Below are 23,425 nucleotides of genomic sequence, written 5' to 3'. Positions count from 1 at the left end.
TCGTGATCGGGACCGGCCGGGCCGGCCGGCGCACAATGGCGCGCCGTCACGGGCTTGGAAAGCCGCCGGTCTGCCGGAGCGCCTCGGACAGGCCGATCCCGGCACTCACCGCCACATTGAGGGAGCGCAGGCCCGGCCGCATGGGAATGGTGACGCGCGCATCCGCCACCCGCCGCACCGCTTCCGGCACGCCCGCCGATTCCCGCCCGAACAGCAGCGCGTCGGTGGGGGAAAAGCGGAAATCCGTGAAGGCGTGCTCGGCCTGGGTGGTGAACAGCACGAGGCGCCGGCCGCTGGCGCGCACCATCTCGGCGAACGCGTCGAAGCTGGCATGGCGATGCCACTCGACGGTGTCGATATAGTCCATCCCGGCCCGGCGGAAGCCGGCCGCGCCGACGGGAAAGCCCGCCGGCTCGATGATGTGGACGGGAATGCCGAAGCAGGCGCCCGTCCGCAGGCAGGTGCCGGCATTCTGGGCGATGTCCGGGCAGTAGAGGGCGAGAATCACGATGGGTGTCCCTGCCGAGAGGGTACGGCGCGCTCAGGGGCAGGTCATCTTCGCCATGTCGGAGGTCAGGGGATAGAGGGTCAGGTTCAATGCGGTGGGCTGCAACAGAGAGGTGGTGCTGCTGAGCGAGCACACGTCATCATAGGGGAAGGTGTAGGCCTCCTGCTGGTAGGCGAACTGGTGAATGACCTTCGAGTATTGGTTCACCGGCGCTGCGGTATAGGGCGCGGCGCCGCTGCAGTCCGAAAGATTCGGGTTGGTGAGGAAGGTGGATCGCAGGAAGGCGGCCTGGATGTATTTCTGCAGGGCCGCCACGTTGCCGCCGCGCACCGGCGGCACGCCGTTGCCCCAGAGATATTGCGAGCTGGGCTTGCCGAAGACCGTGGCCGGGTCCCCGTTCTTGGGGGTCAGGTACATCTGGTTGTTGCGCACCACGCCGGTATAGGCGGCGCCGCCGGTGTCGATCGTGAAGGATGTCCTCCCCTTCGAATAGGTGTTGAACACCGTGTTGATGTAGCTGTCCCAGTATTTTTCGTCGAAATAATAAGGCGAACTGGTCTCCAGCGCCATCGCGTGCACCGGTGAAATGAGCCGGATCGGACGGTTCTTGCTGCTGACGATCAGGTTGCTCCAGGGCGCTCCGGCCTTGCGCAGCGCCGCGATGATGCTGTTGCCGGCGGTGGGGCTGTCGAACCCGCCGACGAGCCGCGTCGGCTTGCCATAGGGGGTGCCGGCGAGGGTGGTGCGGATGGGCAGGCCGAAGGCGTCCACCTGGGTGGTGTCGACCCAGATCTGCGTGCTGCCGCCGGGGCCGGTGCTGGGGGTCCAGGTGTATTCGACGAAGTCGAACTGGGTGTTGAAGTTGGTGCTTCCCGGCGTCCAGCCGTCCGGCGCCGCCGGGGTTCCCGAGCTCACCGTCAGCAGTACCGGCGCGCAGAACGACACGTAGACCCGCGCCGATTGCAGCATCGGGATCTGCACCTGCATGGTCTTTCCGGAAAAGGAAAAGCCGTAATTGGTGGGCGTGCTGCTGGAGGTCTTGAACTTGGTGACGGCGCCGCTCTGGGTCACATAGTAATAGGTGCCGTTCTTGTTCGGATTGGTGGATCCGTAGATGGTGACGTAGACATTGCCGGTGTAGCCGGTCTGGTTTGTTATCGACAGCGGAATGCTTTGCGCCGTGGCGGCCTGCGGGCCGAATGCGCACGCCGCCGCGCCCGCCAGAGACGCAATTGCCTTAATCAGCCACGTGCGCATGTGCCGCTGCCCTTAGGAAATGAGTGGGTCACGAACCGGTTGCCCGGAACCGCGCCGGGCCTGCGGCGAAGGCTACCTCGCGCAGCGGCGCGCAGGCAAGACGCGGCGCCACCGGCGGTATCCGGGCGAGCGGGCGCCGCGGCCGCGGGGCGGCGCGATGCCGGGGGCGGGCCGCCGGCCGAACGGCACCGCACAATCAGGACGGCGTGCCGCATCGCCATGATCTGGACAAGAAGAAGCCAGGGTGCAATTAGAGGCCCTCGAAGGTGGAGACTTATGGCTTCATAGCTCCGCCACATTCGTGCGCGGGGGCCGGCCGGCTCTCGTGTGCCTGGTGGGCGGATCACAGGACGGGAAACAGCGCCGTGGCACATACGGAGACGTCGCAGAAGGCGACGCGTCGGGACTTCCTCTATATCGCCACCGGCGCCGTGGGCGCGGCCGGCGTCGCCGGCATGGTGTGGCCCTTCGTGTCACAGCTGCAGCCCGACGCCTCGGTGCTGGCGCTGTCCACCACCGAGGTGGATCTTTCCCCCATCGCCGAGGGGCAGATCGTGACCGTGCAGTGGCGCGGCAAGCCCATCTTCATCTCCCATCGCACCAAGAAGGAGATCGAGGAGGCGCAGGCCGCCGATACCGCGGCGCTGAAGGACCCCCAGCCCGATGCCGATCGCGTGAAGCCCGGCAAGGAGCAGTGGTTGGTGGTGATCGGCATCTGCACCCATCTCGGCTGCGTGCCGCTGGGCCATCAGGGTCAATATGACGGCTGGTTCTGCCCCTGCCACGGTTCCGTCTACGACACCTCGGGACGCATCCGCCAGGGACCGGCGCCGCTCAACCTCGCGCTGCCGCCCTACACCTTCACATCCGATACGAAGATCGTGATCGGCTGACGCTCGACCGTCGCTGACTGAATAAAGGTTGGACCCCATGGAAGGACATTCCACCTACCAGCCCCAGAGCAAGGTCGCGCAGTGGTTCGAGAGCCGGCTGCCGATCGTGGGTCTGATTCATTCCTCGGCCATCGCCTATCCGGTGCCGAAGAATCTCAACTATTTCTGGACCTTCGGCGCCATCCTGAGCTTCATGCTGGTGGTGCAGATCGTCTCGGGCATCGTGCTCGCGATGCACTACGTGGCCTATGCGCCGGTGGCCTTCGCCCGCGTCGAGCACATCATGCGCGACGTGAGCTTCGGCTGGCTGCTGCGCTACATCCACGCCAATGGCGCGTCGATGTTCTTCATCGCCGTCTACATCCACATCTTCCGCGGCCTCTACTACGGGTCCTACAAGGCCCCGCGCGAGGTGCTGTGGATCCTCGGCGTCATCATCTACCTGCTGATGATGGCTGCCGCCTTCATGGGCTATGTGCTGCCCTGGGGCCAGATGTCGTTCTGGGGCGCCACCGTCATCACCAACCTGTTCTCCGCTTTGCCGGTGGTGGGCGAGGTGATCGTGCAGTGGCTGTGGGGCGGCTATTCGGTGGGCGATCCCACGCTGAACCGCTTCTTCGCCCTGCATTACCTGCTGCCGTTCATGATCGCCGGCGTGGTTGGCCTGCACATCTGGGCGTTGCACCACGTGGGGCAGAACAATCCCGACGGTATCGACGTAAAGAGCGTGAGCAAGGACACGGTGCCCTTCACGCCCTACGCCACGCTGAAGGACATGTTCGCGATTGTCCTGTTCATCATCTTCTTCTCGTGGTTCATCTTCTACACCCCGAACTATCTCGGGCATTCGGACAACTATATCCCGGCCAATCCCATGTCGACGCCGGCGCATATCGTGCCTGAATGGTACTTCCTGCCCTTCTACGCCATCCTGCGCTCGATCCCGGACAAGCTCGGCGGCGTGCTGGCCATGTTCGCGGCCATCGCGGTGCTGGCGTTCCTGCCCTGGCTCGACACCTCCAAGGTGCGCTCGGGCAAGTACCGGCCGCTGTTCCGGATCTTCTTCTGGATCTTCGCGGTGGTGGCGGTGGGCCTCGGCTACCTCGGCTCGCAGCCGGCGGACGGCTGGTATGTGATCGTGTCGCGCATCTTCACGGTCTATTATTTCGCTCACTTCCTCATCATCCTGCCGCTGCTCGGCTTCATCGAGAAGCCGAAGGCGCTGCCGGCCTCCATCGCGGATGCGGTGCTCGCCAAGCACGCCAAGGGTGGCGCGACGGTGGTGGCCGGTGCGGCTGCCCCCGAGACCAAGTGACCCGGGCGCGGAGAGAACAGCATGACCATTCGTAGCATTCTCTTCGGCGCCGCCGCGGCGGCGCTGCTCCTCGCGGCGCCGGCCCAGGCGTCGGAAGGCGGCGGTCACGACGACCGCCCGGCCCGCCTCAGCTGGTCGTTCGCCGGTCCGTTCGGCACCTACGACACCGCCCAGCTCCAGCGCGGCTTCAAGGTGTTCAAGGAAGTGTGCAGCTCCTGCCACTCCGCGAACTTCCTGTCCTTCCGCAACCTGGTCCAGCCGGGCGGCCCGAGCTTCACCGAAGCCCAGGCCAAGCAGGTGGCGGCCGAATACCAGATCACCGACGGGCCGAACGACGCGGGCGACATGTTCCAGCGTCCGGGCCGGCTCTCGGACCACTGGCCGGCGCCGTTCCCGAACGACCAGGCCGCCCGCGCCTCCAACGGCGGCGCGCTGCCGCCGGACCTGTCGGTAATCGCCAAGGCCCGCTCCTACCACGTGGGCTTCCCGGGCTTCATCACCGACGTGTTCATCCAGTACCAGGAGCATGGCGTGGACTATATCCATGCCCTGCTCACCGGCTATGCCGAGCCGCCGGAAGGCGTGCACGTGCAGACCGGCCTGCACTACAACAAGTATTTCCCCGGCAACCAGATCGCCATGCCGAAGCCGATCAGCGACGGCCAGGTGGAATACACCGACGGCACGCCGCAGACGGTGGACCAGTACGCGACCGACGTGGCGGCCTATCTGATGTGGGTGGCCGAGCCGCACCTCGACGCCCGCAAGCGCATCGGCTTCCAGGTGGTCATCTTCCTCATCGTGCTGAGCGGCCTGCTCTACTTCACGAAGAAGAAGGTGTGGAAGAACGTGGCGCACTGAGCTGCGTCGAAACGAGCGAAGAAGGGTCCGCAAGGGCCCTTTTTCTTTTTGTGGAGGGCGGCGCCCCGACGATCGCGGCGCCGCGGAATCGGGACGCGCCGGGCGGGGGCGCTGGTCCGCGCCGCGCCGGCCGCGCGCAGCTTTCGGGCTGACCGCTCTTTCCGCCCGCTTCTGGAGTTGGCCATGACGCCGAACGAGTTCGCCGCCACCATCCGCACCATTCCCGATTATCCCAAGCCGGGCATCCTGTTCCGCGACATCACCACGCTGCTGGGCAATCCCCGGGCGTTCCGCAGGGCGGTGGACGAGCTGGTTCAGCCGTTCGCCGGGGCGAAGGTCGCCAAGGTGGCCGGCATCGAGGCGCGCGGCTTCATCCTGGGCGGGGCGGTGGCGCACCAGCTCTCCGCCGGCTTCGTGCCGATCCGTAAGAAGGGCAAGCTGCCGCATCAGACGGTGCGCATGGCCTACGCGCTGGAATACGGCCAGGACGAGATCGAGATGCACGTGGATGCGGTGGCCAGGGGCGAGCCCGTGCTGCTGGTGGACGACCTGGTGGCCACCGGCGGCACCGCAGTCGGCGCGGTGCAACTGCTGCGGGAATGCGGGGCGCAGGTGGTCGCCGCCTGCTTCGTGGTGGACCTGCCGGACCTGGGCGGCGCCGCCAAGCTGGAGGCGCTGGGCGTGCCGGTGCGCAGCCTGGTCTCGTTTCCGGGGCATTGACGAAGCGCGCTGTCGCCGCCAGGGCGTGGCGGCCCCGTGCTGGGGCGCGTCCTCATCCTCTCCCGTCCACCGACGGGTTCGCGCGCGCAGGGACGCCGGGGCGGCGGTTCAGCTCAAAGGCCCTTGAGCCTTGCTCAGGGGCTCCTGGTCATGTCTTCGCGGCGCGTGGGGGCGGGGCATGTGGGGGGCATGTGGGGCAGGCCCCTGGGCGGCAGCCACGCGCCAGCGGTCGAAGACCGAGGCGAAGGGGATCAGACGAGGACGTCGCGGGTCTGCTGCGGTCCGACCGCGAACACGCGCCGATAGCGCTCCACCTCGGCGGTGCTGCCCATGGCCTTGGTGGGATTGTCCGAGAGCTTCACCGCCGGGCGGCCGTTGGCAGACACCACCTTGCAGACGATGGAAATGGGGTCGAGCGCGCCGTCGGGGGTCAGGCCGCGAAAGTCGTTGGTGAGCAGCGTGCCCCAGCCGAAGCCCATGCGCAGCCGCCCGTTGAAGGCGGTGTGGATGCGCGCCACCTCCGCCACGTCGAGGGCGTCGGAGAAAATGGCGAGCTTCTCGCGCGGGTCCTGCCCGCGCTCGGTCCACCAGCGGATGGCCTCTTCGCCGCCTGCAACCGGGTCCTTGCTGTCGATGCGGATGCCGGTCCAGCGCGCCACCCAGTCGGGGGCGTGGGCGAGGAAACCGGAGGTGCCGTAGGTGTCGGGCAGGATGATGCGCAGGTTGCCTTCGTAATCCTCCTGCCAGTCCGCCAGCACCTGGTAGGCCGACCACGCCAGCGCCTTGTCGTCCGGGGCCAGCGCCGCATAGACCATGGGCAGCTCGTGGGCGTTGGTGCCGGTGGCCTCCACCTCGCGGCGCATGGCGATGAGACAGTTGGAGGTGCCGAGGAAGCCCTCGCCGAGGCCGGCGATGAGCGCCTGGACGCACCAGTCCTGCCACAGGAAGCCATGGCGGCGGCGGGTGCCGAAATCGGCGATGTTGATGGGGCCCAGGGTGCGCAGGAACTCCACCTTCTCCCACACCCGGGCCATGGCGCGGGCGTAGAGGATCTGCAGCTCGAACTTGCCCAGGTCCTTCAGCACGGCGCGCGAGCGCAGCTCGTTGATGATGGCGAGGGCCGGGATCTCCCACATGGTGGTTTCCACCCACGGCCCCTCGAAGGTGAGCTCATACTGCCCGTCCCATTTCTCAAGGTGGTAGGCGGGGAAGCGGAAGCCTTCGAGCCAGGCGATGTAGTCCGGCGAGAACATCTGCCGCTTGCCGTAGAACATGTTGCCGCGCAACCACGTGCTCTCGCCCCGGGTGAGGGAAAGGCCGCGCACATGGTCGAGCTGCTCGCGCAGGGCGCCGATGTCGATGATGTCCGCGATGCGGACCCGGTGGGAGCGGTTGTGGATGCCGAAGGTGACGCGCGTGTTCCGGTGCCGGTGGAAGATCATCTGCCCCATCAGGAGCTTGTAGAAGTCCGTGTCGAGCACCGAGCGGACGATGGGGTCGATCTTCCAGGTGTGGTTGTAGACGCGCGTGGCGATGTCGGTCATGGGCACCCCGGATGGCGGATCAGCGGCGCGCGGCCGCGATGCGCGAGGCCCCACCTATAGCACCGATCCGCCGGAAGGTAGCCCCGGCGGGGCGCCGGACGCGCCGCCGGGCCTGGGCCGGCGGCGCGCGGATCCTCGGGGGACGTTCAGGCGGCCGGCGCGGCGCTGCCGGCGGCGATGGCGGCCTTCAGCTTGGCCTCGTCCTCGTTGGACAGCGAGGTCTTCAGCACGCGCGGGGCGTAGGGCTCGATCTCCGGCAGCACCTTGTCGAAGGTGACGCTCTTCACCAGCACGAACAATGCGGAGGAGCTGGAGGGAATGGTCTCGCCGAGCTGCTTCACGAAATCGTCGTTGATGCCGTAGTCCGTCAGCGAGCCGGACAGCGCGCCGGCACCGGCGCCGGCGGCCGCGCCCAGCGCCATGCCGGCCAGCGGGTTGAGGAACAAAAGGCCCACCAGGCCGCCCCACAGCGCGCCCATGGTGCCGCCCTGCGCGGCGCCCAGCGCGGTGAGGTTCACCGCCTGCTTCACATGCACCTTGCCGTCGGCCTCACGCTCCACCACGCAGGCGTCCTCGAGGTCGATCAGGTGGGCCTTCTGCAGCGAGCGCAGCTTGTTGAGCACTTCGTCCGCCTGGTGCAGACCGCTGAAGCCGAATACGACGAGATCGCTCATGGGACGCCTCTCTCAAGAATGGTGTCGGCGCGTGGCCGTGGCTCGCCGCCACCGCCGCGCCCTGGGGTGCCGCAGCCGGCAGCCGCGCGGACCATCATCCGAATTCGCGACGGTGGCAAGACGGCACCTCTTGCCCTCCACGGTCGCAGACGGCTGGTGGTCCCGCGCCGGGCCGTGCGTGGCGAGCCGGATTGCAACGGCGGGAGCGTGACAGTACACATGGCGCTGGGATGAAACCGCGCCCGGCGGCTCGCGCCTTCCGCGCGGCACCGGCAGGTCGCCCGTGGCTGGGGCGGGGCGGTGCCTGCGTTTCCTGGAGCGCCGCCGAAGGATGCGCCGGCGCTTCGCCGGAACGGCGGTCGATGTCGACGCGGGGAAAGGTGAAGGCGACGTCCATGGGGACTTCCATCGCGGTTTCCACCACCGGTCGTCGGAATGGCGCATGGAGAGGTCCCGTGCATTCGTCGAAGAGTGCGCCCGCCCCCGATCCACGTCCCGAATGAGAGGCGAGCCGCGATGATCGCCCTCCCGAAACCGGCTCTGTCGCCATCCGCTCCCGGTCCTGCTCCCTCCCCGGGGCGTCCGGCCGCGATGGCGCGGGGGATGCGCGCGCTATGGTTCTTTCTCGCCTGGGTGGCGCTGGGACGGGTCGGGGTGGCCGACCTGCTGGCCGGCGGCGTGGCCAGCGGGCTCGCGGCCGAACTGAGCCTGCGTTTCATCCCGCCGGGCAGCCGCCGGCCTGATCCGCGCGCCCTCGGTGCATTTGCGCTGCACTTCGTGCGCCGGTCGGCCGCGTCGGGGGTGGATGTGGCGCGGCGGGTGTTCGATCCCGCCTTGCCCATCGCGCCCGGCCTCCTGGCGGTGGAATGCGGCTTGCCGCGCGGGCTCGTCCGCCAGGCCTTCGCCGCCGTCACCAGCCTCCAGCCCGGCGCCTTGCCGGTGGGGGAGGAGAGCGAGGCCCTGCTGCTGCACGCCCTCGATCTCGACGGGCCGGTGCTGGACGGGCTCGATGCCGACCTCGAGGTGTTTCTCGGCGCCCTGGGGCGGGGCGAGGCGCGGCCGGCCCCGGCGCCGAAGGGGGAGGCCGGGCGTGGCTGATTTCCTGGTGGCGTCCGCGGCCCTGCTCGTGCTCATCACCGCCACCGGTCTCGCCGGGGTGTGGCGCAGCGGCGACGTGGGCCGGATCATGGCGCTGCAACTGCTCGGCACCGGCGGCATCGCCGTGCTGCTGCTGCTGTCCATTGCCCAGGACGATTCGGCGGTGCTGGACGTGGCGCTGCTGCTGGCCCTGCTGGCCGCCTGCGCCGTGGCGGCGTTCCGCGCGGTGGCGCTGCGGGGGCGGCGCGCGCGGGGCGCTCCCGGGCGGAGGCCGGCGCCATGATCCTCGTCCTCAACCTCTTCACCATGGCGTGCGTGGGCATTGGCCTTTTGTTCTTCATCGCCGGCACGGTGGGGCTGCTGCGCTTGCCGGACCCGCTCGCGCGGCTGCACGCGCTGACCAAGGCGGACAATATCGGCCTCGGGCTGATGGTGGTGGGCCTGCTGCCCCAGGCGGTGATGCAGGGCGGACTGCTGGACGCGCTCAAGCTGGCGGGAATCTGGCTGCTGCTGCAGGTGTCCTCGGGCGCGGTGTCCCAGCTCATGGCCGAAGTCGCCTATCGCGGCGCCGACGAGGGGGACCCCGCGCCGTGACCCTGCCGCCGGACGCGCCGCTGCTGCTCGACGTGCCGCTGGCGCTGGTCGCCGCGGTGGCGGCCCTGCGTGTGGCGGGCGGCGGCGACGGGTTTGCCCGGGTGGTGGCCTTCATGGCCTATGGGCTGGTGCTGGGTCTTGTCTGGACGCGGCTTGGCGCGGTGGATGTCGCCCTCACAGAGGTGGCGGTGGGCAGCGGCATCACCGGCATGGTTCTTCTGCGGGCGGTGCGCGACGCGCCGTTCACCCGCGAGCGCGAGGTGGGGCTGCTCTATCACCTGTGCGCCGGCCTGATGGCGCTGGCGGTGTTCGTGGCGCTGGCGGCGGTGGTGGTGCTGCTGCCGGACCCGGCGCCCACCCTGGCGGCCGAGGTGGCCAAGGCCCTGCCGGCCACCGATCTCGGCAATCCGGTCACCGGCGTGCTGATCGTGTTCCGCGCCCTCGATACCCTTCTGGAGACGGTCGTCCTGCTGCTGGCGCTCATCGGCGTGTGGTCGCTTTCGCCCGATCCCCGGTGGCGCGGCGCGCCGTCGGTCCCGTGGCCGGCGCCGCCGTCGGGGGCGCTGGACTTCCTGGCGCGGGTGGTGGTCCCGGTGGGAGGGCTGGTGGGCGTCTACATGTTCTGGGCCGGGGCGGACGTGCCGGGCGGCGCCTTCCAGGGGGGCGCGGTGCTGGCGGCCATGGCGCTGCTGGCGATCATGGCCGGGCTGGCGCCGGTGCCGGAGCTCGGCGGCCGGCGGCTGCGGCTGGCGCTGCTGGCCGGTCCGTTCGCCTTCCTGGGCGTGGGCATCGGCGGCTGGGTCTGGGCGGGCACCTTCCTCGATTATCCGGACGGCATCGAGAAGCCGGTCATCATTGCGGTCGAGGTGGCGATCACGCTGTCCATCGCCGTCACCCTGGCGCTCCTGGTGCTCGGGCCGCCGGCCGGGAGGAAGGCATGAGCTCGCCCCTGGTCTTCGGCCTGTGCGGCGCGGCGCTGGCGGCCATCGGCCTCTATGGCTTCATGGTGGGGCGCGACGCGCTGGCCCGCATTCTCGCCTTCAATCTTTTGGGCGGCGGCGTGTTCCTGGTGTTCGGAACGGTGGCGCGCCGGGGCGCGGCGGCGGGCTTTCCCGCCGACCCGGTGCCGCAGGCGCTCATCATCACCGGCATCGTGGTGGCGTTCTCGGCGACCGCCCTGGCGGTGGCGCTGCTGCGCCGCCTCGCCGCCCTGCGCGAGGACCCTGCCGGCGCGCCGGGCCCAACGCCGGGGGACGAAGCGTGAGCGCGCTCCTCGCCTGGTGCGCGGCCCTCTCCGCGCCACTGCTGGTGGTGGCGGTGATCCTGCCGCTGTTCGCGTTTCCGCCGCTGCTGCTGCTGCGCGGGCGGCCCGCCGAGCGGCTGGCGCTGGGGCTGGCGGGCCTCGGCCTGCTGGTGGCGCTGGCCATCGGCGCCGGGGTGGGGACGAAGGCGGCGGCGGTCGCCACCTTCATCGGCGGCTGGCGCCCGCCACTCGGCGTGGCGCTGCGGGCGGATGGCTTTTCCGCCTTCATGCTGGTGATGACGGCGGTGGTGCTCGTCGCCACCGGGGCGTTCGCCATGACCGCGCCGGGGCGGTCCCGGGCCGCTGGCGAGCGCATGCCGCCCGCCTTCTGGCTGCTGCTGTTCAGCGTATGGAGCGCGTTGAACCTGGTGTTCCTGGCGGAGGACCTGTTCACCCTCTACGTGGCGCTGGAACTGCTCACCTTCGCAGCGGTGCCGCTGGTGTGCCTCGAGGGCAAGCTGGCCCAGGTGGAAGCGGCGCTGCGCTACCTGCTGTTCGCGCTGTTCGGCTCGGTGCTCTACCTGCTGGGCGTGGTGCTCGTCTATGGCCTTTACGGCACGCTCGACATCATCCAGCTGGCCGGCGCGGCCCGCGCCAGCCCCGGCTTCGTGCTGGCGCTGGCGGCGATGACGGCGGGCATGATGGCCAAGGCGGCGCTGTTTCCTCTGCATCTGTGGCTGCCGCCGGCCCATTCCGGCGCTCCGGCGGCGGCCAGCGCGCTGCTGTCGGCGGTGGTCATCAAGGCTCCCATCTTCCTGCTGGTGCGGTTCTGGCTGGACCTTGCCCCCCACGACCTGGCGGTGACGGTGGCGCCGATCCTCGCCGGGCTCGGGGCGGCGGCCATCGTCGTGTGCAGCCTCGTGGCCCTGGCGCAGCCGCGCCTGAAGCTGCTGATCGCCTATTCGACGGCGGCGCAGATCGGCTACCTGTTCCTCATGTTCCCGCTGGCGGCGGTGGCCAGCCCCTGGAGCCCCCTGGCCTGGACCGGCGGGGCGCTGCACCTCGCCTCCCACGCCTTCTCCAAGGCCGCCATGTTCATGGCCGCCGGGCTGATCGCCGAGGCGCTGGGCCACGACCGCCTCTCCGGCCTGTCGGGGGTGGGACGGGTGGTGCCGGTGGCGGTGTTCGCCTTCGGCCTCGGCGGGCTGTCGCTCATGGGCCTGCCGCCGGCCGGCGGCTTCGTGGCCAAGGTGATGCTGCTCACGGCCGCCGTGCACCAGGGCGCCTGGTGGATCGCCGGCGTGATCCTGCTGGGCGGGCTGCTGGCCGGCGCCTATGTGCTGAAGGTGGTGGCGCTGGCATTGCAGCGCCCGGCCGCCCCGCCGGCGGCGCGGCCGGTGGCGGCGTGGCGCCAGTGGGTGGCGCTGGCGCTGGCCCTGGTGGCGGTGGGCTTCGGCTTCGTGCCGCTGGAGCCGGCGGCGTTCCTGTTCATCGGCCGGCCGGCGAGCTGGGCGGGGGTGGTGCCGTGAGCGATGCCTTGAACCGGGCCGATCTTCTGCTGCTGGCGGCGGTGTTCGTGCCGCTCGTCCTGGCGTTGGCGGCCATCAAGCCCTGGGTGCGGCGGCGGGCCGACGTGCTGCTGCTGGCGGCGCCGCTGCCGGGACTCGTGGCGGCGCTGCTGGTGCCGGTGGGCCAGAGCGTGCTGGTGGTGCCGGCGCCGTTCCGGCTCACCTTCGCCCTCGACGGGCCTGGCGCGCTGCTCCTCGGCGGGGCGGCGCTGCTGTGGCTGGCGGCGGGGGCCTATGCCGTGTCCTACCTGCGCGACGATCCGGCGCGGGGCACCTTTTCCGTCTGGTGGCTGCTGACCCTTTCAGGCTCGTTCGCGGTGTTCCTGGTGGCGGACGTGGCGAGCTTCTATTTGGCCTATGCGGTGGTGAGCTTTTCCGCCTATGGCCTCGCCACCCACGACGATTCTGTCGAGGCCCGGCGGGCGGGCCGGGTCTACCTGGCCTTGACGGTGCTGGGCGAGGCGCTGCTGATCGCCGCCTTCGTCATGCTCGCCTCCGGCGCCAGCGAGGCCAACCCCCTCATTCGCGACGCCGTGGCGGGCCTTCCTGCCTCCCCCTGGCGGGGGGCGATCCTGGCGCTGCTGCTGGTCGGCTTCACAATGAAGATGGGGCTGTTCCCGCTGCATGTGTGGATGCCGCTGGCCCATGCGGTGGCGCCGGTGCCCGGCTCGGCGGTGCTGTCGGGCATCGTGGTGAAGGCGGGAGTGATCGGCCTCATCCGCTTCCTGCCCGAGGGGGTGGCGGCCTTCGCGTGGGGGGCGGGGCTGATGGCGGCGGGCCTGTTCACCGCCTTCTACGGCGTGGCGGTGGGCCTCACCCAGCGCCATCCCAAGCGGGCGCTGGCCTATTCCACGGTCAGCCAGATGGGCGTGGTGGCGGTGGTGCTGGGCGCGGGGCTGAAGGCGGGCGACGCCGCCGTGCCGGCGCTGGCCGCCTTCTACGCGGTCAACCACATGCTGCTGAAAGGCGCCATGTTCCTCACCGTCGGCGTCGCGGCGGCGTGTCCGCGCACGCGCCTCGTTCCGGTGCTGGTGGTGGCGGCGGTGCTGGGCTTCAGCCTGGCGGGCCTGCCCTTCACCGGCGGCGCGCTTGCGAAGTATGCGGTGAAGGCGCCGGTGGGCGACGGTCTGCCGGGCCTGCTGCTGGCGCTTTCCGCCGGTGGGACGACCGTGCTGATGGCCCGCTACGTGTTGCTGCTGCTGGAGGCGGGAAAGGGCGGCGCGCGCGCCGAGGCGCCGGTGGCGCGGGGCCAGCTGGTGCCGTGGGCGCTGCTGAGCGGTGGCGCGGTGCTGGCGCCGTTCGCCCTGTTCCCGCTGGTGGCGGGCCAGGGGCTGGGCGCGGCGTTCAGCGTCGATGCGCTCATCAAGGGCCTGTGGCCGGTGGCGCTGGGGCTGGCGGTGGCGGCGCTGCTCTATCAGCGGCCGCCCCGGGTGGGCGAGGTGCCGGCCGGCGACATCCTGGCGCTGGCGCGTCCGCTCGTGGCGCTGTTCGCGCGCGTGGTGGACGCGGCGGCGGTGCTCGACGCGGTGCTGCGCCGCTGGTCCACGGCGGCCCTGGCGCTGGTTCTGCTGGCGCTTGCGCTCGCCTATGTGATGGCCGATGCCGTCTTCGCCCCCGGCATCGGGCCATGACCGGCCGCCCCGGCCCGCGCCGGCCCGCCGGGGATCAGGACGACAGGCCGCCCAGCCAGGCGCCGAAATAGCCGGCGTAGAGCTCGGGTGCCTCCACGTTCATGGAATGGCCGACCCCGGGCACCGCCACGAAGCGGCAGTCGGGCATGGCCTGCGCCATCAGCGTCAGGTCCGCCTGCTGGATCACCGCGTCGAGGGTGCCCCAGGCCACGAGGTGCGGGTGGCGGACCTGGCTCATCAGCCCCTTCAGCTCGCCGCTCTGCGCCTCCTGGGTGAGGGTGACGGGCGTGCCGTACCAGATGCCGTCGGAGACGGCGAAGGTCTGGTCGACGATGCGATCGAACAAGGCCCCCCGCGCGCCGGCGTCGGGCTTCAGGCGCACCGGCCCCTCGGCGAGGCTCTCCGGCTCGAACAGGCTGATGCAGGTGGCGGCCATGATGCGGCGGGTGAGCGGCTTGCTCTTCTTCATCTGGTCGAAGAAGGCGGCCTTCTCGGGCGGAAAGTCGATGCTCTGCGGCGCCACCGGCGACAGGGAGAACACCCGCCCGAATCGCTCCGGCTGCTTCAGCAGCATGCGGGTGGAGATGATGCCGCCGGTGGAGTGGGTGGCGAGATGGCAGAAGCCGATGCCCAGGGCGTCCAGCGCCCCCAGCATGTCGTCGGCGTGCCGGGCGATGGAATAATTGGAATAGCAGGGCAGGGGCACGGGCTTGTCGCTGTCGCCGCAGCCGCGCCAGTCCACGGCGAGGGTGCGCACGCCGCGCGGGAAGTGCGGCGCCGCCAGCTCGATCCAGTCCTTGCTCGCGAGGTTGCCGTGGATGAACAGGACGGTGGTGTCGCCCTCGCCCCACGCCCGCCAGGCGAGCTCGATCTCTCCCACCTTGATCCGAGACATGCTTGCGCCCTCTTTCCCTCGGCGCCGGTGGCGCCGGCTGGGTTGCGTTCGAGCACCGGATGGCCCCGAACGCGGCCGGCGGGAGACCCGCCGGCCGCCGATCCTAACCGCCGCGGCCCCTATTTGTTGAGACCCACGGGTGCGGCGGCCTTGGCCGCCGGCGGCGGTGCGGACGCCGGGGCGCCGTTGACCAGGCGATCCACGATCACCTGGGTGGTGGTCTTCACGCGGCTGTCCTCGACGAAATCCACCACGTCTTCCGCGAATTCCACCGGGTCGTCGGTGTGGATGAAATGGGCGCTGTCCGGATAGATCTTCACCTGGACGTCGCCCCCGGCCGCGGTCATCCGCCGCATGAAGGGCAGGATGATTTCCCGCGACAGGTCGGTGCGGCCGTTGAAGGCGGTGCCGGGAATGAACGGCTCCTTGTCGCCGAAGGCCAGGAAGATCGGCACCTTGATGTCGGTGAGGCGCGCGTAGAGGCTCTTGGGGTCGCCCTGCTGCAATTCGCTGACCATGCCATAGATGTCGAAGATGAAGACGTCGACCCACTGCTGCAATTCGCGCGGGTTGCCCTTGATCATGCCGATGCGCTGGTCGGTGTGCAGGCGCGCGTACTGGCTGTCGCGCACGAAGTAGCCGCTCTTGCTGGGCGTCACCGCGCCGGTCACGGGGTCGCGGCGGCGGAAATGGAAGAAATCGTCGATCTGCTGGGCGGTCTGGCTCTTTTCCCGCTCGCGCAGGCCGGTCTGGTCCCAGGTCTTGGCCCAGGCAGCGAAGTCGCGGGCATAGGCGGGATTGAACAGGTCCAGCGTCTTGCCCGGCGCCACCGTCACCTCGCGCGGGTATTCCTCCAGGCCGGCGGGCGCCTCCAGAATCAGCTTTGTGACCGCCTCGGGCCAGGTGAGGGCATAGCCGAGCACGATCTGGCCACCCATGGAATGGCCCATGTAGGCGGCCTTGCCCACCCTCAGCTGGTCCACCACCAGGCCATGCACCACCTCGCGCATGTCCTGCATGGTGCGGGCGGGGCTCTTGTCGAGGTTGCCGGGGCCGGACATGCCGTAGTGGGGCAGGTCGGGCACGATCACCCTGAGGCCGCGTTCAAGGGCGATGCGCATCACATTGCCATAGTGGCCGCCGAACGCGCCCTTGCCATGCACGATCACCAGCACGTCCGGATTGGGATCGGTGCCGGCATATTCGTCCATGTAGCCGATGTCCCACTCCACCCCCTGGCCGTCCTTCACCTTGGTCTTCTTCACCGGGAAGGGATAGGTGACGAAGTCGTTCCAGAACGATTTGTCGGGGGTGATGTCGGCGGCCACCTGCGGTGAGCGGTAGGTCTTGGCCACCAGCTCCTGGTTTCTCGTGCGCCGGGCCACGTCGCCGAGGAAATTGACCACGGTCGGGTCGAACTCGCGGTTCTTCAGGATGGAGAACACGCCGTAATGGGAAACCGGGCTGCGCTCGTGCACGAAGTCGGCACCGGGCACCTTCTCGACGGCGCGCTTGGCGCGGTCGAAGGTGAGCCACTGGTCGTTCTCGATATGCATCACCAGGGTGCGCGCGGTGATGCGGCCGAGCTCGGCGTTGATGTTGTATTGCTCGCCGGCGCGGTTGCGCCACAACAGGTCCACCGCATCGAACAGCAGGGCGCGCTTGGCGATGGCGGCGCCGGCCTGCGGGTTGGGCGGGGTCCAGTAGAAGACGTCCGGCTGCACCTTGGCCCAGTCCTGCTGGGAGCGGAAATCGAAGTCGAAGCCGGTGAGCAGCAGCACCGACCAGCCGAAGGCGACCCCCTGGTTGGGGTGCTGGTCCTTGGGCAGGTTATAATAATTGCCGGAGGTGGCCCGCCACTGCGGGTCGCTCTCGATGGCCGCCGACATGAGCTGGAAGGTCCAGTTGCCCACCGGGTCGCCGCCATCGGACTGGGTGGTGCCGCCGATGGGCATCAGGCCGTTCATGAAGTCGGGGTGCATCACGCCCCAGACATAGGTCTGGGTGGCGCCCATGGACACGCCGGTGACCAGCGCCGCCCGCCCGACCTTCAGGTGGTCGCGCAGCAGCCGGTAGTTCGACTGGACCATGTCCTGGTAGCTGTAGCGCGGAAATTTCTGGCCGAGCCCGTCGGATGGCTTGGAGGTGCCCCACAGGCCGAGGGCGTCGGTGAGCACCACATAATACTGGTTGGTGTCGATGGCCTTGTCGGGTCCGATCACCGGTCCGCCCGACAGGCCCGTGCCCTCCACCCACTGGGCGTACATGTCGGTGGCGTCGCCCGAATAGAAGGAATTGACCACCACCGCGTTGGTGATCTCCCCGGCGGCATTGCGCTTGGGCGTGCCGAGGGCGATGTAGGCGGTCTTCAGCGGCTTGGCGCCCAGCGATTCCAGGGTGGTGCCGCCCACGCCGCCATCGCTCCAGGTCTGCGGGGCGGACAGGTCGTAGGCGCCGCCGATGCGGAAGTTGGGGACCTCGTAGAATTTCTTGAGCTCGCAGAGCCGCTGCTGCGAACAGATCGGCGTGATGGGTGCTGTCTTGTCCTGCGCGAGGGCCGGCGGCGCGCAGGCGAGCAGCCCCAGGGCGACGGCGAAGCTGTATCGCATGTTTTCCTCCTTGCGACGTTGTGTCGATTTACATCGCTCTTGTCGGGCAAGCCGGGCAACGTTCGTTCATTGCCTGTAGAAATCCGCTGCCTTTACCTGCCCGGCACCTTCGCGGCCGCCCCCGTTGCCAAAGCCGCGATCTGGATGCTTGAGGGCATGGACGATATTGGCGTGCGGACGAAGGGGCGATTTGAAGGTTGCCATGGCATTATTTTTATCATGTTCCAAACTATGTTTTATTTATCAAATATATCACCCCATTGTGAAAAGACGATGAGGGCATCTTGGAGTGATTTTTAATCCCGTTCAACTCCCCGCGGTGGGTTCCCATGTCTTGCTGCGGTGCGAAAACGGGGGTATTGAGAGGGGTGAATTCTCCCAATGCTATACCCGATCTTGTTCTCGTTGACGATGGATTGCACGCACTGGTGCGCTGTCAGGTGCCGGTCCCCGATGGCGTCGGGTGCCCGCGGGCGGCGCGCGCGGGGCCGCGAGCGGGGGCGGGGATGGCGGGCCTGCATGTGATGCGTGCGCGACGCGCGCCGGGACTTTAAGGAAGACGCTCGTGGTTGCGCTGATGAGGAGACGGCGGATGGTGGACACTCTCGGCCCGCGGCATGGCGGGCGTGCCGCCCCGGCGGGCGGCAAGGTGTCGGCGGCGGGCTGGCTGGCTCGGGCGGCCGCGCTCGGCGTTGCCGCGTTCGCGCTTTCGGGCTGCGGCGAGGACAAGGGCGGGGCGGCGGTGGAAATCCGCCCGGTGCGTACCGTTGTCGCCACCAACCGCGTGGCGGGCGAGGCCCTGTCCCTGACCGGCCATGTGGAGGCCGAGAACGAGGCGTCCTACGGGTTCCGCATCGGCGGGCGGATCGTCGAGCGGCTGGTGAACGTGGGCGACCAGGTGAAGTCGGGCCAGGTGCTGGCGCGGCTCGATCCGCAGAACGAGCAGAACGCGGTCCGCTCGGCCCAGGCGGCGCTGTCCGCCGCCAATGCCAACCTCACCCAGACCCGCAACCAGTATGACCGCCAGCGCCAGCTGCTGGCGCGCGGCTTCACGCCCCGGGCCCAGTATGAGCAGGCCGAACAGGCGTTCCTCAACGCCCGCTCCCAGGTCGAGGATGCGGAGGCGCAATTGCAGATCGCCGAGGACCGCCTGGGCTATACGGAATTGAAGGCGGACACCGCCGGCGTGGTCACCCAGCGCCGGGCCGAGCCCGGCGAGGTGGTGCAGGCCGGCCAGACCGTGATCCAGGTGGCGCGCCAGGACGGCCGCGACGCCGTGTTCGAGGTGCCGGCCCAGGTCCTGGGCACCACCTCCGGCGACCACGACATCCAGGTGAGCCTCACCAGCGACCCGGCGGTGACGGCCCTCGGCCGGGTGCGCGAGATCGCGCCGCAGGCCGATCCGGTCACGCGCACGTTCCGCGTCCGCGTCGGCCTCGTGGATGCGCCGGCGGCCATGCGCCTCGGCACCACCGTGACCGGCCGCGTCGTGGTCGACAGCGGCCCGGTGATCGAGGTTCCCGCCAGCGCCCTCACCCGGCTCAACGACAAGCCGGCGGTGTGGGTGGTGGACCCCAAGGCCCACACTGTGAGCCTGCGCAATGTGGAGGTGCTGCGCTTCACGCCCGCCGCCGTGGCGGTGGCCGACGGCCTGAAGAGCGGCGAGATCGTGGTCACTGCCGGCGTGCAGGCGCTGCATCCGGGGCAGAAGGTGCGCCTTCTGGCCGGCGCCGTCGCGGGGGCCGGGCTGTGAAGGGCGGCTTCAACCTGTCCGCCTGGGCGCTGCGGCATCGTTCGGTCATCATCTACCTGATGGCCATCTCGGTGGTGGCGGGCATCATGGCCTTCAAGGGCCTGGGGCGCGCCGAGGACCCCACCTTCGTCATCAAGACCATGGTGGTGCAGGCCCACTGGCCGGGCGCCACCATCGAGGAGACGTTCAAGCAGGTGGCCGAGCGGCTGGAGCGCAAGCTGCAGGAGGTGCCCAAGCTCGACTATCTGGAGAGCTATACCAAGGCCGGCGCGACCACCATCTTCGTGCACCTGAAGGGGTCGGCCACCGCCGCCGAGGTGCCCGACATCTGGTATCACGTGCGCAAGAGCGTGGGCGACATCCGCCACACCCTGCCGCAGGGCATCGTCGGGCCGTTCTTCAACGACGAGTTCGGCGACACTTTCGGCATCATCTACGGCTTCACCTCGGACGGCTTCACCCAGCGCGAGCTGCGCGACTATGTGGAGGATGTCCGCTCCGAGCTGCTGCACGTGCAGGACGTGTCGAAGATCGAGATCCTGGGCGCCCAGGACGAGCGCATCTTCCTCGAATTCTCCATGCGCGAGCTGGCCAGCCTCGGCATCGACCGCTCGGCGGTGCTCGCCGCCCTGCAGCGGCAGAACATCGTTCAGCCGGCGGGCGAGATCCAGACCAGCGCCGAGAACATGTCGGTGCGGGTCTCGGGCGCCTTCGACACGGAAGCCGACATCGCCAACGTCAATTTCGTGGTGAACGGCCGCCTCATCCGCCTCGCCGACATCGCCACCGTGCGCCGCGCCTATGCGGACCCGCCGCAGCCCATGTTCCGGGTCAACGGCCAGAGCGCCATCGGCCTCGCCATCGCCATGCAGGATGGCGGCGACATCCTGGCCATGGGCAAGGCCATCGACGCCACCATGAACCGGCTGATCGCCAACCTGCCCGTCGGCATCGAGGCCCACCTCGTGGCGGACCAGGCGGTGACGGTGAACAGCGCCATTGCCGAGTTCATGGAAAGCCTGTGGCAGGCGGTGGCCATCATCCTCGCGGTGTCGTTCATCGCGCTCGGGGTGCGGGCCGGGGCGATCGTGGCGCTGGCCATTCCGCTCACCCTGGCGGTGGTGTTCGCGCTGATGCAGCTCGCGCACATCGACATGCAGCGCATCTCGCTGGGTGCGCTCATCATCGCCCTGGCGCTGATGGTGGACGACGCCATGACCACCACCGACGCGACGCTGACGCGGCTCGCCGCCGGCGACGACAAGGTCACGGCCGCCTCGTTCGCCTTCAAGGCCTATGCCGCGGCCATGCTGGCCGGCACCCTGGTGACGGTGGCCGGCTTCGTGCCGGTGGGCTTCGCCGCTTCCTCGGCGGGCGAATACACCTTCACCCTGTTTGCGGTGGTCACCATCGCGCTGCTGGTGTCGTGGATCGTGGCGGTGCTGTTCACGCCGCTGATGCAGGTGCTGATCCTGAAGGCGCCGCCGAAGGACGCCGTGCCCGATCCCGACGCACCGCCCACCGGCGTGCTGGGCCTTTATCGTGGCTTCCTGGTGGCCTGCCTTAGGCTGCGCTGGGCCACGCTGGCGGTGACGGTCGGCCTGTTCGTGCTGTCGGTGCTGGCGCTGCCGCTCATTCCGCGGCAGTTCTTTCCCTCGTCCGACCGGCCGGAGCTGCTGGTGGACCTCGCCTCGCCGCAGAACGCCTCCATCTATGCCAGCGAGGCGGTGGCCGAGGCGTTCGACAAGGTGCTCCAGGGCGATCCCGACGTGGCGCGCTGGTCGACTTACGTGGGACGCGGTGCCATCCGCTTCTACCTGCCCCTCGACGTGCAGCTGCCCAACGACTTCTTCGCCCAGACCGTGATCGTCGCCCGCGACGTGGCCGGTCGCGACCGGCTGCGCAAGAAGCTGGAACAGGTGCTGGCGGAGGATTTCCCGCAGCTCGTCTCCCGCATCTCCCCGCTGGAGCTCGGTCCGCCCGTGGGCTGGCCGGTGCAATACCGGGTGTCGGGGCCGGACATCGAGAAGGTGCGCGCCATCGCCTTCGACCTGGCGGCGACGGTGGCGTCCGATACCGACACGGTGAAGGTCAATTACGACTGGATCGAGCCGGCACGACAGGTGCGCATCGTGGTGAACCAGGACGAGGCGCGGCTTCTGGGCCTGTCCACGGCCCAGCTCGCCGGCGTGCTCAACACCGTGCTCAACGGGGCGCCGGTGACCCAGGTGCGCGACGACATCTATCTCGTCAACGTGGTGGCCCGCGCCACCGACGAGGAGCGCGTCTCCCTCGACACCCTGGCCACCCTGCAGGTGCCGCTGCCGGGCGGTCGCACGGTGCCGCTGAGCCAGCTCGCCAGCTTCCAGTTCGACCAGGAATATCCGGTCATCTGGCGGCGCGACCGCGTGCCCACCCTCACCGTCCAGGCCGACGTCAAGCCCGGGGTGCTGCCGGAGACGGTGGTGGCCGCGCTGGAGCCGAGGATCGAGGCCCTGCGCAAGACCCTGCCGGCGGGCTACGCCATCGCGGTGGGTGGCACGGTGGAGGAAAGCGCCGCCTCGCTGGCCTCGGTGATGGCGGTGGTTCCGGTGATGCTGCTCATCATGTTCACCGTGCTCATGTTCGAGCTGAAGAGCTTCCAGCGTCTCGTCATCGTGCTGTCGGTGGCGCCGCTGGGGCTGATCGGCGTGGTGGGGGCGCTGCTGCTGTCGGGCCGTCCGCTCGGCTTCGTCGCCATCCTGGGCGTGCTGGCGCTGATCGGCATGATCACCAAGAATGCGGTCATCCTCATCGGCCAGATCGAGGCCGACCGCGCCGCCGGCAAGAGCGTCTGGGACGCGGTGGTGACCGCCTCGTGCATGCGCTTCCGGCCGATCATGCTGACGGCGGTCTCGACGGTGCTCGGCATGATCCCCATCGCCCCCACGGTGTTCTGGGGGCCCATGGCGTTCGCCATCATGGGCGGCCTGCTGGTGGGCACGCTGCTGACGCTCATCTTCCTGCCGGCGCTCTACGTGGCCTGGTTCGGTCCCGACACGCCGCCGGAGCGGGTGCCGGCGGCGGACGACGGCCACGCCCAGCCGGCCTGAAACACGCGCGCGGCAGGGCGGCCACCGGCGGCCGCCCTGCCTTCGGCAACGCATGCGCCGACCGGCAGCGGTTGCGCGGCCCGCCAGGCTGAAGGCGAGCGCCCGCACCCGGATCGGCGCCGATGGGGAAAAGGGGATCGCGGATGGAACGAGAACCGGTACTGGTGGACTTCGCCCTGCAGGGCGGCGGCTCGCACGGGGCCTTCACCTGGGGCGTGCTGGATCGTCTGCTGGAGGAGACCTGGCTCGAGATCGAGGGCGTTTCCGGCACCTCGGCCGGGGCCATGAACGCCGCCGTGCTGGCGGACGGCTATGCCGCCGGTGGCCGGGAGGGCGCCAAGGCGGCTCTGGCCGGCTATTGGGAGCATGTGTCGCAGGAGGCGCGCTTCAGCCCGTTCCAGCGCACGGCGTGGGACAAGGCGCTGGGCCGCTGGTCGCTCGACAGCGCCCCGGGCTTCCTGTTCATGGACCTGATGACGCGGGTGTTCTCGCCCTATCAGTACAACCCGCTGGGCCGGAACGCGCTGGCGCCGATCCTGGCGAAGCAGATCGACTTCGAGCGCCTGCGCCAGTCGCCGGTCCAGGTGTTCATCACCGCCACCAACGTGCGCACCGGGCGGCCGCGGGTGTTCCGCAACGCCGAGATCACCCCCGAGGTGCTGATGGCCTCGGCCTGCCTGCCCACCCTGTTCCAGGCGGTGGAGATCGACGGCGAGGCCTATTGGGACGGCGGCTATTCCGGCAACCCGACCCTGGCGCCGCTGGTGAACCAGCTGAAGTCCGACGACACCATCCTCATACCCATCAACCCGCTGGAGCGGCCAGGCACGCCCAAGACCCCGACCGAGATCCTCAATCGTCTGAACGAGGTCTCGTTCAATTCCGTGGCGATCAAGGAACTTTACATGATGGCGCTGCTGCAGCGCCACGCCAGCCAGCTCACCGGCGACAGCGAGGCATGCGAGTGGGCGCGCATGCGTGTGCACGTGGTGCGCAACCCCGTGATGAACACCCTGGGCTTCTCGTCCAAGCTCAATGCGGAATGGGAATTCCTGACCTGGCTCAGGGACGAGGGCCGCAAGGCCGCCGAGGCGTTCCTGGTCGAGCACGGGCACGACATCGGCAAGGCGTCCACCGTGGACTTCGAGCAACTCCTGGCGGAGCTGTGAG

Annotated in this window: 21 protein-coding genes; 14 read left to right on the top strand and 7 right to left on the bottom strand. The window is 69.4% G+C overall.

The genetic code is table 11. From position 1 onward, the window contains the following. Positions 1 to 46: 46 nt before the first annotated feature. Entirely contained in the window at positions 47 to 508 is a 462-nt protein-coding gene (locus tag V5F53_RS13780; RefSeq protein WP_393995283.1) for a tRNA (cytidine(34)-2'-O)-methyltransferase, read from the bottom strand. Positions 509 to 541: 33 nt separating this feature from the next. Beyond that, positions 542 to 1,765 (bottom strand): beta-1,3-glucanase family protein, encoded by a 1,224-nt coding sequence (locus V5F53_RS13775; protein WP_393995284.1) that lies wholly within the window; start codon positions 1,763 to 1,765, stop codon positions 542 to 544. 365 nt (positions 1,766 to 2,130) lie between these two features. Here V5F53_RS13775 and petA point away from each other — a divergent pair, with 365 nt between their 5' ends. The 4 genes from petA to V5F53_RS13755 all read left to right on the top strand — a co-directional run bounded on the left by petA (position 2,131) and on the right by V5F53_RS13755 (position 5,554). After that, positions 2,131 to 2,658, top strand: coding sequence for a ubiquinol-cytochrome c reductase iron-sulfur subunit (petA, locus tag V5F53_RS13770; RefSeq protein WP_393995285.1), 528 nt, complete (start codon positions 2,131 to 2,133; stop codon positions 2,656 to 2,658). Between the two features lie 37 nt (positions 2,659 to 2,695). Then, positions 2,696 to 3,973 carry a cytochrome b gene (locus V5F53_RS13765; RefSeq protein WP_393995286.1) on the top strand — a complete coding sequence of 426 codons (1,278 nt, stop codon included), beginning with the start codon at positions 2,696 to 2,698 and terminating at the stop codon, positions 3,971 to 3,973. Between the two features lie 21 nt (positions 3,974 to 3,994). Next, positions 3,995 to 4,834 (top strand): cytochrome c1, encoded by an 840-nt coding sequence (locus V5F53_RS13760; protein WP_393995287.1) that lies wholly within the window; start codon positions 3,995 to 3,997, stop codon positions 4,832 to 4,834. A 183-nt stretch (positions 4,835 to 5,017) separates the two neighbouring features. Next, positions 5,018 to 5,554 carry an adenine phosphoribosyltransferase gene (locus V5F53_RS13755; protein ID WP_393995288.1) on the top strand — a complete coding sequence of 179 codons (537 nt, stop codon included), beginning with the start codon at positions 5,018 to 5,020 and terminating at the stop codon, positions 5,552 to 5,554. A gap of 251 nt (positions 5,555 to 5,805) precedes the next feature. On the opposite strand, the gene pncB is transcribed toward V5F53_RS13755, so the two are convergent. Then, on the bottom strand, positions 5,806 to 7,098 hold the full coding sequence (pncB, locus tag V5F53_RS13750) for a nicotinate phosphoribosyltransferase (protein WP_393995289.1): 1,293 nt from the start codon (positions 7,096 to 7,098) through the stop codon (positions 5,806 to 5,808). Positions 7,099 to 7,244: 146 nt separating this feature from the next. Further along, the gene (locus V5F53_RS13745; RefSeq protein ID WP_393995290.1) at positions 7,245 to 7,772 is read right to left on the bottom strand and encodes a DUF1269 domain-containing protein; all 528 of its coding nucleotides are present in this window, start codon (positions 7,770 to 7,772) and stop codon (positions 7,245 to 7,247) included. A gap of 603 nt (positions 7,773 to 8,375) precedes the next feature. On the opposite strand from V5F53_RS13745, the gene V5F53_RS13740 reads away from it, so the two are divergent. From V5F53_RS13740 to V5F53_RS13710, 7 genes are read left to right on the top strand one after another with little or no spacing between them, the layout of a single operon-like run. Continuing rightward, the gene (locus tag V5F53_RS13740; protein WP_393995291.1) at positions 8,376 to 8,870 is read left to right on the top strand and encodes a Na+/H+ antiporter subunit E; all 495 of its coding nucleotides are present in this window, start codon (positions 8,376 to 8,378) and stop codon (positions 8,868 to 8,870) included. Further along, complete coding sequence (locus V5F53_RS13735; protein ID WP_393995292.1) at positions 8,863 to 9,153, top strand: monovalent cation/H+ antiporter complex subunit F; 291 nt, start codon at positions 8,863 to 8,865, stop codon at positions 9,151 to 9,153. The genes V5F53_RS13740 and V5F53_RS13735 overlap by 8 nt, the downstream gene beginning before the upstream one ends. After that, complete coding sequence (locus V5F53_RS13730) at positions 9,150 to 9,464, top strand: cation:proton antiporter (protein ID WP_393995293.1); 315 nt, start codon at positions 9,150 to 9,152, stop codon at positions 9,462 to 9,464. Before V5F53_RS13735 ends, V5F53_RS13730 begins: the two co-directional genes overlap by 4 nt. After that, positions 9,461 to 10,405 carry an MnhB domain-containing protein gene (locus tag V5F53_RS13725; RefSeq protein ID WP_393995294.1) on the top strand — a complete coding sequence of 315 codons (945 nt, stop codon included), beginning with the start codon at positions 9,461 to 9,463 and terminating at the stop codon, positions 10,403 to 10,405. The genes V5F53_RS13730 and V5F53_RS13725 overlap by 4 nt, the downstream gene beginning before the upstream one ends. Continuing rightward, positions 10,402 to 10,728, top strand: coding sequence for an NADH-quinone oxidoreductase subunit K (locus V5F53_RS13720; protein ID WP_393995295.1), 327 nt, complete (start codon positions 10,402 to 10,404; stop codon positions 10,726 to 10,728). The genes V5F53_RS13725 and V5F53_RS13720 overlap by 4 nt, the downstream gene beginning before the upstream one ends. Continuing rightward, positions 10,725 to 12,236, top strand: a complete 1,512-nt coding sequence (locus tag V5F53_RS13715; RefSeq protein WP_393995296.1) for a complex I subunit 5 family protein — start codon at positions 10,725 to 10,727, stop codon at positions 12,234 to 12,236. Before V5F53_RS13720 ends, V5F53_RS13715 begins: the two co-directional genes overlap by 4 nt. Next, positions 12,233 to 13,906: a complex I subunit 5 family protein gene (locus V5F53_RS13710; protein ID WP_393995297.1), complete on the top strand. Its 1,674-nt coding sequence runs from the start codon at positions 12,233 to 12,235 to the stop codon at positions 13,904 to 13,906. The genes V5F53_RS13715 and V5F53_RS13710 overlap by 4 nt, the downstream gene beginning before the upstream one ends. A gap of 34 nt (positions 13,907 to 13,940) precedes the next feature. Here the strand turns inward: V5F53_RS13710 and V5F53_RS13705 are convergent, their stop codons facing one another. The 3 genes from V5F53_RS13705 to V5F53_RS13695 form a co-directional block, all read right to left on the bottom strand. Further along, positions 13,941 to 14,801 (bottom strand): alpha/beta fold hydrolase, encoded by an 861-nt coding sequence (locus V5F53_RS13705; protein ID WP_393995298.1) that lies wholly within the window; start codon positions 14,799 to 14,801, stop codon positions 13,941 to 13,943. Positions 14,802 to 14,920: 119 nt separating this feature from the next. Then, positions 14,921 to 17,410, bottom strand: coding sequence for an alpha/beta hydrolase (locus V5F53_RS13700; RefSeq protein ID WP_393995299.1), 2,490 nt, complete (start codon positions 17,408 to 17,410; stop codon positions 14,921 to 14,923). Positions 17,411 to 17,476: 66 nt separating this feature from the next. Beyond that, on the bottom strand, positions 17,477 to 17,614 hold the full coding sequence (locus tag V5F53_RS13695) for a hypothetical protein (RefSeq protein WP_393995300.1): 138 nt from the start codon (positions 17,612 to 17,614) through the stop codon (positions 17,477 to 17,479). 388 nt (positions 17,615 to 18,002) lie between these two features. Between V5F53_RS13695 and V5F53_RS13690 the strand changes: the two genes are divergently transcribed. The 3 genes from V5F53_RS13690 to V5F53_RS13680 all read left to right on the top strand — a co-directional run bounded on the left by V5F53_RS13690 (position 18,003) and on the right by V5F53_RS13680 (position 23,424). Then, a complete protein-coding gene (locus tag V5F53_RS13690; RefSeq protein ID WP_393995301.1) occupies positions 18,003 to 19,163 on the top strand; it encodes an efflux RND transporter periplasmic adaptor subunit in 1,161 nt (386 codons plus the stop codon). 59 nt (positions 19,164 to 19,222) lie between these two features. Then, positions 19,223 to 22,255 carry an efflux RND transporter permease subunit gene (locus V5F53_RS13685; RefSeq protein ID WP_509213012.1) on the top strand — a complete coding sequence of 1,011 codons (3,033 nt, stop codon included), beginning with the start codon at positions 19,223 to 19,225 and terminating at the stop codon, positions 22,253 to 22,255. 143 nt (positions 22,256 to 22,398) lie between these two features. Beyond that, on the top strand, positions 22,399 to 23,424 hold the full coding sequence (locus V5F53_RS13680) for a patatin-like phospholipase family protein (protein ID WP_393995303.1): 1,026 nt from the start codon (positions 22,399 to 22,401) through the stop codon (positions 23,422 to 23,424). Position 23,425 lies beyond the last annotated feature (1 nt).

Source organism: Xanthobacter cornucopiae, assembly GCF_043195065.2.
Classification (GTDB): domain Bacteria; phylum Pseudomonadota; class Alphaproteobacteria; order Rhizobiales; family Xanthobacteraceae; genus Xanthobacter.
The sequence above is the reverse complement of the archived record's forward strand: the minus strand, read 5'-3'. Positions and strand labels throughout refer to the sequence as shown.